A 13,044-nucleotide genomic window follows, 5' to 3' on the forward strand; every position below is an offset into this window, starting at 1 on the left:
GCGTCAGCCCTTTCGATCAAGGCTTGGGCGCGCCGAAGCGCTGATGAAAATCGGTGAGGGTCAGCGCGAACTCATCGCGCTTGAGGTAGTCGGCGTCGGAGAGCTGTCCCTGGCCGTCATGGGCCTTGTACCAAGCGCCGTACTCCGGGACTTCCGAGGCGAACATGCCGTAGTGGGTGGAATAGGTGCGGACCTCGATCGTCGGCCGCTCGCCATCGAGCCTAAACTTCAGCAGCCGCAGCCAGCCGTCGCCCACGTCGACGCCGGTCGCTCCCGCCTCGTTGGCGGTCTGACCGCGGCCCTGATAGTCCGCCATCATCTGGTGGACCTCGTGGCCGAAGGCGTTGGCGGCGACGCTGTAGCCCTGGCCCCCGACGTGCCCGCTCAGCACCAGGAACACCTGGTCCTGGCGGCTGATGAACTCGTCCCAGATCATCTGCGGGTCGTTGTCTTGCGGATCGAGCCGGCTGTTGTTGGGGTTCGAGCGCCGGTTCCGTTTGCCGTCGCGGTCCAGATAGTCGTGGGTCGAGACGATGGTCGGCAGGCCGGGGTAGCGGGCGATGACCTTCGCCGCCCAGGCCAGCGAGGCGTCCGGCGCGTGGTACTGCAGGCCGATGTGCAGGAACCGGCACTTGCCGGCCGTGAACACCTGGGCGCTGTCGGCGCCGCCGTCATGGCCGCCGACGTACCAGGGTTTGCCCTTGAAGAACGCCGAGTCCGGCGAGAACGCTGACTGGAAGCCGGTCAGCCCGCCGACGTGCCGAACGCCGTCCTTCTTGGCCTCCGGCTGCGGCGGGTGGGACGGATCGGTCCACAGCGCGTCGAAGTCGTGGTTGCCCGGCAGCACCGAGAACGGCAGCTTGCCGTCGATCAGCTGATAGCCGCGGACCGCGGTCGGGATCTCGAACGCCCGGGTGTGGGCCTTCGGCGACAGCGCCACTTCCGAACCGCCGAAGTTGGGCATCCACTTGAAGCCGCGCGCCGCGTGCCCGGCGTCCATCCACTCTGAATAATGCTGCCACACATCACCCATGTGGGTGGCGAAGACGATATCGCCGCCGGCGCTGCGAGCGTGTTCGCCCACCCACCACATCTGCGCGAAATACTGCTCGGCCGCGTCGAACGGAAAGCCCGACCACTTCTGATGCCGGTAGTCGACATAGTTCTGGGTGTCCGGGATCATGGCCACCGTGAACTCGCCGCAGTCGCCCTGGCGATAGCTCTCGGCGTGCGCGCCAACCGCCGTCGCCATGACGGCGGCCGCACAAGCCAGCCCCGACAGGCGCGCGCCCATCCCCCCGGCGCCCATCAGTACTTGTAGGTCAGGTCGAGCTGGAACGCGCGGTTCCGGGTCAGCTCGTAGCGGCGCATCTCGTAGGGCACGCCGTAGTAGCCCTGCTGCACCGGATCCTCGAGGATGTTGGTGACCTGGAACTTGGCGATCAGGTTATCGGTCAGCGTGTAACGGACCGCCGCGTCGAGCTGGCCGCGCTCCTCCAGCCAGTAGGTCGTCCACGGATAGGCCCCCAGCGAGATCGGGCTGCGGCTCTTCCAGTTGTAGGCGAGCCGGATCTCCCCGTTGCGCGGCAGGCGATAGAAGGTGCTGACATTGACCAACCAGTCGGCCTGGTACTGCAGCGCGTCCAGGTGCACCCAGTTGGCGCCCGACGCGTACTCCATCTCCGCCCACATCCGCGTGGCGTTGGCCGAGAAGCCGACCTTGTCGGCGAGGAACCCCGGCAGGCCAGGCACCGCGTCCGTGACGAGCTGGACTTCGACGCCCTTCATGGTCGACTGCGAGGCGTTCATCGGCTGCGAGACGTCGTAGGTCTGACCGTTGATCGTCTGCTGGGTCGTCTGTGTGAAGATGTCGTCCTTGATCTTCTTGTAGAACCCGCTGACCGAGACCAGCCCGCTGCCGCCGAAATAGAACTCGGCCGCCAGGTCGAAATTGTCCGACACCCGCGGCTTCAGGTCCGGATTGCCCCGGGAAATCGTCAGGTTCTGGGTGTTGACGTTCTCGGCCCGCGCGATGTCGCCGAACGCCGGGCGCCCGAGCGTGCGGCTATAGCCGGCCTTGATCCGCAGGTTGTCGGAAAGGCGCTGGGTGGCGATGAAGGAAGGCAGCAGGTGGTCGTAGCCGCCGTCGCGCTCGGCGAACGTGCCGTCATAACGCCCGGCCGTGGCCACCGGAGAGGCCGCGGTGAAGTCGACCTTGTCGTAGCGCAGGCCCGCGACCGCGCTGAACGTGTCGGTCGCGTAGGACAGGGCCGCATAGCCGGCCAGCACCGTCTCGTCGTAGCGATAGTCGGCCGACCAGGCGGCGTTGTTGGTGCTGGTCTGGTTGACCGCCAGGTTCGGCTTCACCGTGCTGGCGAACTGCTCGTAGTTCACCCAGACCACGGGGTAGTTATACATCCACGAACTGATGTCCGGCACGAAGCCGACCGCGCCCATCGGGCTGCTGTTCGACACATAGGTGATGGTCTGGGAGTCGCGTTCGGTCTCGACCCGCCGCAGGTCGGCGCCGGCCGCGAACCCGAAACCGCGGGCATCGCCACCGTAGTTCCACTTGTAATCGAGCTTGGCCTCTTTCGAGGTCATCTCGGCGTCGACATAGAGGTCGGAGGCGGTCGACAGCTTGTAGTTGGCGATGTTGATCAGCGCCTCGTTGTTCTCGATCGTGATCTGATCCGACAGGCCGGACATGTCGAAAGTGATGTACGAGCTCGTCGGGGTGAAGGCGTAGTAGGCCCCCAGGTCGGTGTCGTGGAACCGGTTGATGTTCCAGCCGGCGCGGAACTCCAGCGAACCCTTGTCGCCGAGGTCGGCGATCGCCTTGAAGATCGCGCCGCCGGTCTCGTTCTCGAAACGGTCGTAGTCGAAGCCCGAGGTGGTGTTGCCGATCTTCAGCCGCGCGACCTCCGGGCTGAGGCGCTGCAGGTTCGAATAGTTCTGGACCTGGAACTGGTTGAAGGTCTGATCTTCCTGCTGGCGGTAGCCATAGCCGAGGATCGACAGCTGTAGGCCCGGCATGGGTTCGTATTCGAACTGGGCCGAGCCGCCGTAGGTCTTGGTGAAGTGGGTGTAGTCCATCGGGCGCATCAGCGAGGGCAGCGGATGCTGCCCGTCCCAGTTGGACAGGTCGGCGTTCCCCGGCGTGCCCGCCGGCGTATAGAAGACCCGGCCGTTGGCGTTGCGCTTGGTGTAGTCGAAGGTCTTCTGGCGATAGACGCCCGACAGCACGACGCCGAATTGCTGGTCCGGCCCGAACGAGCGCGCCAGCAGGCCCTTCACCCCGCCGCCCCACGGCGTGTCGTTGTAGTCGCCGAGGCTGTTGGTCCCGGGCACGTACTTGCCCTTGCCCGACTGATAGGTCCCGAACACGTCGAGATAGATCGTATCCGGGTCGTTGAGAGCGCTGCGCGGAATGATGTTGGTGACGCCGCCGATCGCGCCGACGTCCAGGTCCGGCGTGAAGGTCTTGAAGATCTCGGTGGTCCGCGAGATCTGGGTCGGGATCAGGTTGAGGTCGACGCGCCGCAGACCGTCGCCGTCGTTGGCCGACGAGAACATCGCCATGCCGTCAAACGAGGTGAAGTTAAGGTCGGGCGAGATGCCGCGCACCGACACATAGGCCGCTTCCTGCTCGCCATAGAGCGTCTGCATCGAAGAGACGCCCGGCACCCGGATCAGCGCCTCGGCCAGCGTCTCGTCGGCCAGGTCGCCGGTGTCGTCCTGGGTCAGGGTGTCGACCACCGCCACGCTCTCGCGCCGGTTCCTCACCGCCTCCTGGCTGCGCAGGGTGCTGCCGGTGACGACCAGCTCGTCGACGGCGCCGCCGCCATCGGCTGAGGCGTCCTCGGCGAAGGTTTGCGCATGCGCCGCCGAGGCGAGGGCCAAGGCGGACACGGTCACGAGGAACCGGGAAACGAACGACATGCTACAGCTTTCAACTTGCGCTTTTACAGCGCGCCCCCACCCGCTGACCCGGCGCTCGGCCCGGCCAATGGGAGCGGCTAACTAGTGATGCTTGATGTCGTCGCGGTGAGGCTTTTGTAGCGATCGGATGACGGTGGTGACGGGCCACGACTTGGTCGACTTACCCGCGCCGCGCGCGACGGCTGACGTCGGGCTCGCCCGGCGTAAGGAAAGCCCCCAAGCGTGAGCCTGGGGGCCTTTTGAACTTGAGTGGCCGCAAGGAGTCCGCGTCAGAGCGCGAGCATCGCCTGGCGACGGCGGCGAAGCATGGCGCCGGCGGCTCCAAAACCGGTGATCATTATCGCCCAGGTCGAAGGTTCAGGAACGACTCCCACGGGACCGAGCGGCGCGGTGGAGGTGCGGAAATCGTCAATGATCACGTAGTCCGGCGTGGTGGTGGTCAAGCGCGCGCTGCGAATACCGTTCGCTTTGAGGCCATAGAAATTGCCAGCGTTGCTAACGCCTGTCGGGGAGATCTGCTGGCTCTCGAGCAGCGCTCCCAGCGCGTCATAGGCGCTTAAGGTCCAGGTCAAGTCCGAAGCCCCGAAGAAAAAGCCGAAGCCGGTGAGCGCCTGATCGAAGGCCATATCGATCCGGGTGTGGCTGACGCTCTTCAGCGACTTGCCGATGGCGTTGAACTGACCGCCGTACTGCGTCTCAACGCCCAACGCGCCGGTCGGGGTCGTGAAGGTCACACCGCCGGCCGAGATTTGGTTGAAGTAACCGGAGGTCACGGCTTCGAAATCGATCACCGCACCGCCCGAAAGGCCGGTCGCCGCCTCCACCGGAGCGCGGAGTCTGGGTGAAGATGGTCGCCGCGTTCGCAGGCTGGAAGGACGAGAGGGCGCACAGTACAGCGCCCCCGAACAACATGGACTTGAGCTTCACTTGGAAAGCGCTCCCTAGGTTCTGGTTTTCGGGAGTGGAGTAATTTCTCCTCGCCGGCCCCGCTTCCCCCATTCGACGGAGGATCGGCGCCTCTCAACGAGCAGCGCGGTCCCGAGCGCTTCATTCGTATGGCGGAAGCGCGCCCAGGGCGTTCGCGCTACCGCCGGTCCAGATCCAATTTACAGAAGGCTTCCCATGCGTCTCCCCTTCACGGCCGCCTTCGGCGCGCTGGCCGCTACCCTGAGTCTGTCCAATCCGGCTGCGGCTCTCGATCCCGAGTTCGAGGCGCTGCGCGCCGCCGCCCGCAAGCACGAGGCCGAACGGGCGAGCACGCCGCAGCCGCCCCCCGCCGCCCCGACCAAGCCCGCCGGCCCTTCGCTCGCCAAGTTCATTCCGGCCGCGCCCCAGGGCTGGAAGCTGCGGAACAACCCCTTCGATGACGCAGAAGGCCTGGTCGATCTCGGCCGGCAAGCCTCCGGTCGCTATGTCCAGGCTGGTGTTCCCAGCGGTCCGGCGCTCGAGATCACGCTTTTGGCCAAGGGCGACCTGATCGGCGGCGGGGTGCCAAAGCTCGGGCTAGACGCGGCCAGCGGCAAGGAAATCTCGGAAGTGTCCATCGCAGGCCACAAGGCCTATCTGTCCTGGCAGGCGGCGACCCGGTCCGGGCAGCTGACCTTCAGCGTCGGCCGCTACCAGATCATCGTGGCGGGCCGGCAAGCCACGCCCGACCTGCTCAGCCAGTTCGCAAACAGGATCGATCTGGCGCGGCTGAAAGCCGCCTGATCAAGGGGAGATCCCGGCCTGTGGCGCGGGCCGGGATCCTACAATCGGCGCGACGCAACCCGCCGCCCGCCACCGGCGTCAGCCGGGTGCCTTGTCCAGCCGCGCCCCGCCAAGATGCAACACCGGCGGGCTGGCGCCGGGCGCCACCGCCGGCGGGGTCGCCAGGAAGAACCTCGCTACCGTCCCGCCGCGATAGCGCAGCTCAAGCGTGCCGCGGCGCACCGAATACACGCCCTCGCCGCGCTCCACCGCCCGCCCGCTGCGATCTTCTCCTGGAGGCGCGAGCGCCGCCCAGGCGGAGAACCTGAGGAGCCCCTCCTCCTTAAACGAGCCGTCAGGGCGCAGGGTGAGCGAGACCACCGGGGGGCCTCCGTTTGGATCGAAGAGGCCCCAGGTCCCGTTGAGCGGCCCATCCAGCAGGTGCATGCGCCGATAGCTGATCTTTGGCGCAGCCTTGCGCAGCACCCCCTCCTCATCGAGCGCAAACTGCGTCGAAGTCCCGGACGTAGCATTGCGGAAGATCACCTCCCCGCCCCTGCTCTCGAACGTCCCGCACTCCGCGTAGCGGCACTCAAGCGCCATATCGACCGGGATGCCCAGTCCCTCGGTAGGAGCGCGACGGAAGGCCCGGCCGTCCGGCAGAAAGGTGTAGTGATCGGCTTTGACTTTGCCGGACACGCCGTCACTGCGCAGTCCGTACCAGACGCCTTCGGCGCCCGCTGCGACTGCGCGGCCAGGGACTTGCGCCCCAGCCATCGCGATCACGACAACCGCCAGTAGCGTTCGGCGAGCGCCCGCACCGAAGCGAGGCCTCATGACGCGCGGACCAGTTCGACGCGACGGTTCTTGCCACGCCCCTCGTCGGTCTCATTGGAGGCGAGCGGCCGGCTGTCGCCGTGGCCGGCGGTCGAGAGACGGTTCTCGGCGATCCCGGCCTTGACCAGCCAGGCCTTCACCGCCGCCGCACGCTGCTGGGATAGGACCAGGTTGGCGGCCTGGCCGCCGACATTGTCGGTGTGACCCTCGATATTGATCTTCAGTTCCGGGTGGCCGGCGAGCATCTCTCGAACCTGGGTGAGCACCGGCTCGGAATCGCCGTTGATCGCAGACTTGGCGGTGTCGAAGTTGATGCCGTAGACGGCGATGCGTCCGTCCGTCGACAGCCCGGCATAGAGCTTGGAGGCGTCGATCTTGTAGACCTGCTTCATCAGTTCCGGCTCGACCACCACGACGCGCGAGACCGGCTCGCCAACATTCGGGTCGATAAGGATGTTCACGTAGATCGCCGGCTGGCCGCCCTGCTCCAGAACGAAGGCTCCGAAGAGGGCCCCGTCGCGGGCGCTCTCCATCGACGGGAGCGCCGCGACCTTCCCGGACACGACCACCCGGAAGCCTTCGGCCTTGAGAGCCGTCTCGTAGTTGCGCATCACCTGCAGCGCCGAGACGCCGCCCTGGTGGATGTAGAAGGTCTTGTAGACGCGCCCCTCCACGTCCTTGCGCACGATGGCGGGCTTGGGCGCAGCGCTGTAGCCGACGACCAGATCGGTGGCGTCGAACTCCTTCTCGTCATGGCTGTCGATGAGCGCGCTCGGATAGTGCTTCACGACCGGATGCTCCTTGAACGAGGCCGGATCCATCTGGGCGTGGGCCGGAGCTGCAAACAGCAGCAGCGCCAGGGTCAGGGCCGTCGCGCGGGCGAGCAGGCAAGAAGAGCTCATTTGAATGTCTCTGCGTGTGGAGTGTGGAAGGTCGCGGCGGCCGCTCAGTTCGGGACGATCAGAGGCGCCAGGAAGTCGTCCTCCGAGGCAGGCGGAGGCGGCGGCGGAGGTGGCGGTGGTGAAGGCCGAGGAGCGGGAGGCTTGTCCGGAACAATGAGCGGCGAAAGGAAGTCGTCCTCCTCCGACGAAGGCTCTGGAACGGGCGGCGGCGTGCTCGCGCCTGCGCCCTTGCCTCCTTGCACGGCGACAACGCCGCGGCTCATCGCATCAGCTTCTTCCCAGCTGATGTAGGCCTTCGGATCGCGTTTGAATTTGAGCTTGAACGGCCCGTAGCCAGAGAATCCGGGAATGAGGCCCTTCAGTTCGTCCGTAGCTACTTCCCACGGATAGAGGCGCTCGCGCTCCTCACCGGCGTCGTCGACCTCCTTCACCGCAAGCTGCACGGAGCCATCGCCTGCGTACCGAAACTCACCGATGGCGCCGCCGCTAGATTCCTCAGACGGGGCCTGGCCACTGGCCCGGGTGTAGTATGCGATCCGTGCTTTCCGGAGCCGGCCGGCGTCCTCGTCGATGTCGATCAACACTCGGTCGACAATGATGTTCGCCCCAGACGGGTCGACCACGAACGGCACGGCTTGCGCCCAGTAATCGCAATTGTGCCAAGCCACCGGCTGGCCTTTCACAGCCGCCGGATGGCAGATCGAGCCCTTGCCGGCGCGATGGAACCAGACCACCCCGGTGATCTGGAACATCACCGAGTTGATCTGCCGATCAATGCCCGCGAGCTCCCGAAGGATCGAGCGCATCGCCATGGAGGTGGGTTTGGTCTTGAGCTCGGCCTGAAGCTCGTCGCGCCGGCGGGTCAGATCCTCAAGCCTAGCGTGGGCGACGTCCATCGGGTCGTTTTCGATGACCTCGCCCGGCGGGACGATCACCACCAGCCGCCCCCAGGTCTCAATCGACTTGGCCGTCAGCACCTTGATCGCTACGCCCTTGGCCTTCGCCGCGGCATAAGCCGCGACCTTGGCGCGCACCGCGTCTCGCGCGTTCTCACGCTGCTGCCAGAGCTTCATCTCGCTTTCGGCAAGCGGCGTAATATCGTCCAGGGCCTCTCGCTCGGCCTGCTCCAGTTCCCAGCGCATCAGCTCGCTTTCGACCAGCGGCGGGATATCGTCGACGGCCGTCGGCGGCGTCGCAGGGGCTGAGGCCACATTCGCGGCCGTCTCGGCAAAGGCTGCGGTCTGCCTTTGAAGCTCCGCCAGGTAGTTCTGGATCGGCTGGCTGGCGGACATGTCCTTGCGTTCGGCCGCGCCACGAGCGACGGCGGCCCGGACCACCTGGTCCAGTTCCATGTTCATCCGGTCGCTGGCCGTCTGCTGCAGCATCAGTTCGCTGAACGAGCCGGTGGCGGCGGCCTGGGCTTGCGCGGCGGCCACACCGGGCGCGGTCATGGCGGCCGCGGCGAGCACCCAGGCCGTCAGAAGGACTTTGGAAATCACCTGATCAGGCCTTCGGGCAGCTCAACTGGGCGGCCTGGGCGTCGATCTCCTTGAGCTTGGCCTTGGCGGCGGTCGCATCGGCGGCCTGCCCTCCGCTCCGCATCTTGTCGAGGCCCGACACCGCCTGATTATGCACGGCGGTCTCAGCCTCCTGAGCGGCGTACTGCGCCATGCGGCTGTCGCCCAGGTTGAGGCCTGGCGCGTAGACAAGCGCCCGGCTGGCGGCGCCCGCCAGGAACCCGGCCGTCTTCTTTGTGCGCGCCGCGCCGACCTGGGCCCGCAGCTTGTCGCTTTCGGCGGTCAGGGCGGCGCAGCGCTGGGCGTCGGGCGACGCGGTCTCGGCGCCGGCGTCCGGCGCGCCCGCCGCCAAGGCGGCGGCGAATACTGCATACACGAGCATCGAGGTCCCCTCTTTGAAGGAGGCTTCTTGAAAGGTCGCGACCATCGCTGCTTCCCCCATCCGGTGGAAGGCCGCCGCCTTTCCCCGACCTATCCAGGTTGGACAGGCGCGAGCCGCTGCGCCGTCTTCCTGGAGTTTTCACGTGTTCCGCTTCCTGCCTGTCCTCGTCGCCGCCTTCGCCGGCCCGGCGCTCGCTTCGCCGCTGGAGCCCCCGCTGAAGGAGCAGTCCGCCGTCCTCCACTACGAGATCGAGGTCACGGGCCAGTCCGCGGGAAAGCCCCTTCGGCAAAGACTGATCGTGGAGACCCCGGTCATCGCCAAGGAAAGCAGCGGCTTCCACCCCCTGGCCCGCGACTTCACGCAGGCGCAGAATTCCGAAATCGCCGCCATGTCGGAGGCGACGATGGCCGCCGGCGACGGGACCGCCGACATGCTCGAGGTCAGCCGCCTGATCGTGGCCATGGAGGGGGCCTGCTCCGGGGGAGAGAACGCCGGCTGCGCCGCAGCCCGCGCCCGCTACCAGACGGCGGAACAGCGACTGTCCGAGCGCGGGGCGGCGATCGCGCAGGCCCAGGCCGCGGTCGTCCGACGCGACGAGGACGATCAACGCTTCCTCACCTTCGTGCCGGGGCCGAACGGATGTGGGGTCGTGCGCTACGAGCACCAGCTCGGCGACCTCAAAGTCACCGGGGTCTATCCGGAAGAAGGCGGACTCGACGCCGCGCAGATCGCCTGCATGACCATGGCGGTTCTCGATCGCCGCGACGGATCGATCGCCTTGGCGATGTCGCCAGCGACTCTCAAGCTCGACAAGGCGCCCCTCATCGACCTGGAGCGGCTGCAAACGGCAAAGGGGATTGAGGACGTCGAAGGGCTGCGCTTCGGCGCTCTTCGCATGTCGGTCACCCTGCCGATGCTGCCGACCGCGGGCCCTGACCACGATTATGCCGGCCAGCGGACGGTCAGGGCCGGTGCGAGCACCTATACGTTCCGCTGGACGCTGAAGCCGAGCTGACCGCTGCGGCTCAGTATTTCTGCAGCCTGGCGGTGTCGATGCTGCGCGCGAACGCGACGATCTGGTCAGTCGTTGTCGCCCCGCCCTGGATCCCGACTAGGACACGCCCAACCCGCATTTGCAGCACCCCGCCCTGCTCATTGGCGTCATAGGTCAGGTAGGCGTCGAGCTCGTTGACCTTAACGTGCGAGACGACGAGCTGCGGCGCGAACGGACTTGGGCCCAACGGCCGCGGCGATTGAAACCGCGAGGGCATGTCGTGCGGGCTCGGATGGGTGAGAATGATGTACAGGAGGCCCCGCTCGCCGGGCTTGTCCGGGCCGTAGCCAATGCTGACCGACGGCTCCATGCCGTTCTCATCCTCGGTCTCGTTCGGCGGCGTGGGGGAGGACCACCCGGCGGGTGGCGGCGGAATGAACGGCGTCATGCCCGACTTCGCCTCGGCGGCCTCGGCGCGCGCGGCGCCAAGCGACAGCACGGCCGCGAGGGCCGCGACGATACTGGTTTTGTTCATCGCATCGTCTCCAAAGCCGACTAGCCCACGCCCTGCTGGACGAATTCGCCCGGCTTCATGCCGGCGGGACACGGGCCGACATGGACGCTCTCCACCTGCACAATCGCGGCGGGCGCGGCCTCCTTGCCGTCCGGCCCGTAAATTCGCGTCGTCGACGTCGACGTGCTGCGGCGAGCCTGATGGCGCACTTCGCCGGTGACCACACTGCGCAGGCCGTCCTTCTCACAGACCAATTCGTAGCTGTAGCCGTCGGCGCGCGTCTCACGTCGCGCCGTGGTGCAGCCAACCGCGTTCTCCTCCCCGGCCGAGGCGACGGCGTCCGCGGCCTGCGGACCCTGGCAGGTCTGATTCTCACCGAAGGCCTTCTTGCCGTTGACGGTGGTCGTGGTCTTCCAGAGACCTGCCAGCGGGGCCTCCGCCTGGGGAGCCGGAGCGGCCGCGCCGCCCTTCCCGCCCGCGCTCGGCTCGGTCTGGGAACAGCCGGCCAAGGCCAGCGGAATGAGGATAGAAATGAATCTGCGCATGTCTCACCGAAAGTCGGCCGCGGGCCGGGCTGAAGCGGGATGACGGGTCTCGGAGCTTGGCGAGGCGGCCGGGCGGCCGCCTCGTCGGGGCCGATCGCCGCCTGACGTCCCAGTTGCCCGACGGCGGCGCCTAGCGCTTCCACCGTACGGCGGAACCCTTCGACATTTCCTGGAGCCTTCGCGCAGCCCTGGCTGCGGCGTTGGCGAAACGCGAACGCCATTCGCGGAAACCGGCGTTGTCGAGCTGACCGGATGCGGGCTTCAGGGACGTGCTCCGTCACAGATCCCCGGACCCAGATGACTGTCATCCTTCGCATAAGCGGCCAGACCCAGCACGTCGCCGCGCCGCCTGATCGACCGCTTCTGGAGGGGCTGCGAGAGCGGCCTGTCTTCCTTCGTCGCGAGACCGCGCGGCCGCCGGTACGCCAGCCCCTCGGGCCCGCCTGGCCGACACCAAGAGAGTCGAGCCGCCACGCGGGTTGGAGCGCCATCGCGCGTGTCGCGCCATGAGCGCCGTCGCCCCGGTCCAGGCCGGCTCAAGCGAGATCAAGATCCAGACCATGTGCAGCACCCTCGATTCGATTGGCGTCGCGCTGCTGATCGTCGATCGTGCAACCCGGTTGCGGTCTTGCAATGACGTCGCGCGCCGCCTGATCGATGGCGGCTTCCTGCGCCTGCAGGCCGACCAGTTGCTGGGCCGCGTGCGGGCCGATACTGCGAGGCTTCATGTGGCCATCGAGGCGGTGATGCGCTCGCCCAACGAGCCGTCCCGCACAGTCGCTCTGGAGGGCCTGGACGGCGCTGCCGGCCACTCAGCCAGCATCGCGCCAGCCCGCTGCCCTCAAGGGGAGCCGATGGCGCTCGTCGCCCTGACGGCGCCCTGCACGACCATCGCACCTGACCGGTTGCGCCGGGCGTTCGGACTGACCGCGGCCGAGACCCGCCTGTTGTCGGCGCTCGTGACCGGCGAGCGGCTCGCCGAATACGCGGAACGCACCGGGGTCAAGCGATCGACCGCCAAAACCCATCTTCGAGGGCTGTTCAACAAGGTCGGCGAGAGCCGCCAGGCCGACCTCATCCGGCGGGTGATGGATGACGCCCTCCTCCGTTCACCCTGGGACGGTCCCCCGACTTGAGGGTGTCTCGCCGCGCTGGTCGTCGCGCGACGCCTCGTCGAGCAGAAAGGCGTCGGCGCATTGACCATGCGCCGCCTCGCGGACCAGGCAGGCCTGACGCCTCCGACGCTCTACAATCTGGTCGGCGGGCGCGAAGACACCCTGCGCGAACTGTTCGTCGGCGCCTTGGACGCGCTGGACGCTCGCCTGGCCGAGTTGCCTGACGATACGACGGGCTTGGAACGCGCCGAACTGAGCGTCACCGCCTCGGTCGAGATCTTCACCGCCTCGCCCGCCACCTATCGCCCGGCGATCGCCGCCATGCTGGCCGACCAGTTGGAGAACGGCCAGTCGGCGCGGGCCAAGGCGACCTGGACGCGCTGCCGCGATCTGCAGATCGCCGCCTGCCGGCAGGCCTTGAAGGACGGAGACTTGGACGGCGAGATCGAGAGCGAATGGCTCGGCGAGGAGATCTTGACCGACTACGCCGCCGCGCTGCGCGGCTGGGCGATCGGCGACCTGACCGCGGCCCAGTTTCACGCGCGCGCCCTGCACGGCGTGTGCCTGCTCTCGGACGCCGCGCGCCAGGGGCGCGGGATGCTGCAGC

At 67.3% G+C, this 13,044-nt stretch carries 13 protein-coding genes; 4 read left to right on the plus strand and 9 right to left on the minus strand.

What is annotated here, in order from left to right; all coding sequences use genetic code 11:
- Window positions 1-16 precede the first annotated feature (16 nt).
- The 3 genes from C0481_RS19670 to C0481_RS19680 form a co-directional block, all read right to left on the minus strand.
- Window positions 17-1,252, minus strand: coding sequence for a serine/threonine protein phosphatase (locus C0481_RS19670; protein WP_293407048.1), 1,236 nt, complete (start codon window positions 1,250-1,252; stop codon window positions 17-19).
- A 56-nt stretch (window positions 1,253-1,308) separates the two neighbouring features.
- Window positions 1,309-3,942: a TonB-dependent receptor gene (locus C0481_RS19675; RefSeq protein ID WP_293407049.1), complete on the minus strand. Its 2,634-nt coding sequence runs from the start codon at window positions 3,940-3,942 to the stop codon at window positions 1,309-1,311.
- A 269-nt stretch (window positions 3,943-4,211) separates the two neighbouring features.
- Complete coding sequence (locus tag C0481_RS19680) at window positions 4,212-4,733, minus strand: PEPxxWA-CTERM sorting domain-containing protein (RefSeq protein ID WP_293407050.1); 522 nt, start codon at window positions 4,731-4,733, stop codon at window positions 4,212-4,214.
- Between the two features lie 331 nt (window positions 4,734-5,064).
- Between C0481_RS19680 and C0481_RS19685 the strand changes: the two genes are divergently transcribed.
- Complete coding sequence (locus tag C0481_RS19685) at window positions 5,065-5,652, plus strand: hypothetical protein (RefSeq protein WP_293407051.1); 588 nt, start codon at window positions 5,065-5,067, stop codon at window positions 5,650-5,652.
- Window positions 5,653-5,730: 78 nt separating this feature from the next.
- On the opposite strand, the gene C0481_RS19690 is transcribed toward C0481_RS19685, so the two are convergent.
- From C0481_RS19690 to C0481_RS19705, 4 genes are read right to left on the minus strand one after another with little or no spacing between them, the layout of a single operon-like run.
- Window positions 5,731-6,417 carry a hypothetical protein gene (locus C0481_RS19690; protein ID WP_293407052.1) on the minus strand — a complete coding sequence of 229 codons (687 nt, stop codon included), beginning with the start codon at window positions 6,415-6,417 and terminating at the stop codon, window positions 5,731-5,733.
- Window positions 6,418-6,464: 47 nt separating this feature from the next.
- Window positions 6,465-7,370: an OmpA family protein gene (locus C0481_RS19695; protein WP_293407053.1), complete on the minus strand. Its 906-nt coding sequence runs from the start codon at window positions 7,368-7,370 to the stop codon at window positions 6,465-6,467.
- 44 nt (window positions 7,371-7,414) lie between these two features.
- Window positions 7,415-8,869, minus strand: a complete 1,455-nt coding sequence (locus tag C0481_RS19700) for a hypothetical protein (protein ID WP_293407054.1) — start codon at window positions 8,867-8,869, stop codon at window positions 7,415-7,417.
- 4 nt (window positions 8,870-8,873) lie between these two features.
- A complete protein-coding gene (locus C0481_RS19705; protein ID WP_293407055.1) occupies window positions 8,874-9,269 on the minus strand; it encodes a hypothetical protein in 396 nt (131 codons plus the stop codon).
- Between the two features lie 142 nt (window positions 9,270-9,411).
- On the opposite strand from C0481_RS19705, the gene C0481_RS19710 reads away from it, so the two are divergent.
- A complete protein-coding gene (locus tag C0481_RS19710; RefSeq protein ID WP_293407056.1) occupies window positions 9,412-10,284 on the plus strand; it encodes a hypothetical protein in 873 nt (290 codons plus the stop codon).
- Window positions 10,285-10,294: 10 nt separating this feature from the next.
- Here the strand turns inward: C0481_RS19710 and C0481_RS19715 are convergent, their stop codons facing one another.
- Together C0481_RS19715 and C0481_RS19720 are read right to left on the minus strand one after the other, a co-directional pair.
- The gene (locus C0481_RS19715) at window positions 10,295-10,798 is read right to left on the minus strand and encodes a hypothetical protein (RefSeq protein ID WP_293407057.1); all 504 of its coding nucleotides are present in this window, start codon (window positions 10,796-10,798) and stop codon (window positions 10,295-10,297) included.
- Between the two features lie 20 nt (window positions 10,799-10,818).
- Entirely contained in the window at window positions 10,819-11,322 is a 504-nt protein-coding gene (locus C0481_RS19720) for a DUF3617 family protein (protein ID WP_293407058.1), read from the minus strand.
- Window positions 11,323-11,828: 506 nt separating this feature from the next.
- Between C0481_RS19720 and C0481_RS19725 the strand changes: the two genes are divergently transcribed.
- Complete coding sequence (locus C0481_RS19725) at window positions 11,829-12,458, plus strand: helix-turn-helix transcriptional regulator (protein ID WP_293407059.1); 630 nt, start codon at window positions 11,829-11,831, stop codon at window positions 12,456-12,458.
- Window positions 12,459-12,518: 60 nt separating this feature from the next.
- Window positions 12,519-13,044, plus strand: a 526-nt coding sequence (locus C0481_RS19730; RefSeq protein ID WP_293407061.1) for a TetR/AcrR family transcriptional regulator, incomplete at its 3' end; no start/stop codon positions are given.

Origin of the sequence: Phenylobacterium sp. (assembly GCF_013822795.1) — a bacterium.
GTDB lineage: Bacteria > Pseudomonadota > Alphaproteobacteria > Caulobacterales > Caulobacteraceae > Phenylobacterium.

Coding starts and splice junctions, on each gene's coding strand:
- C0481_RS19670 (WP_293407048.1), bottom strand. CDS start 1,252: ATGGCGACGGCGGTTGGCGCGCACGCCGAGAGCTATCGCCAGGGCGAC.
- C0481_RS19675 (WP_293407049.1), bottom strand. CDS start 3,942: ATGTCGTTCGTTTCCCGGTTCCTCGTGACCGTGTCCGCCTTGGCCCTC.
- C0481_RS19685 (WP_293407051.1), top strand. CDS start 5,065: ATGCGTCTCCCCTTCACGGCCGCCTTCGGCGCGCTGGCCGCTACCCTG.
- C0481_RS19695 (WP_293407053.1), bottom strand. CDS start 7,370: ATGAGCTCTTCTTGCCTGCTCGCCCGCGCGACGGCCCTGACCCTGGCG.
- C0481_RS19705 (WP_293407055.1), bottom strand. CDS start 9,269: ATGCTCGTGTATGCAGTATTCGCCGCCGCCTTGGCGGCGGGCGCGCCG.
- C0481_RS19715 (WP_293407057.1), bottom strand. CDS start 10,798: ATGAACAAAACCAGTATCGTCGCGGCCCTCGCGGCCGTGCTGTCGCTT.
- C0481_RS19720 (WP_293407058.1), bottom strand. CDS start 11,322: ATGCGCAGATTCATTTCTATCCTCATTCCGCTGGCCTTGGCCGGCTGT.
- C0481_RS19725 (WP_293407059.1), top strand. CDS start 11,829: ATGAGCGCCGTCGCCCCGGTCCAGGCCGGCTCAAGCGAGATCAAGATC.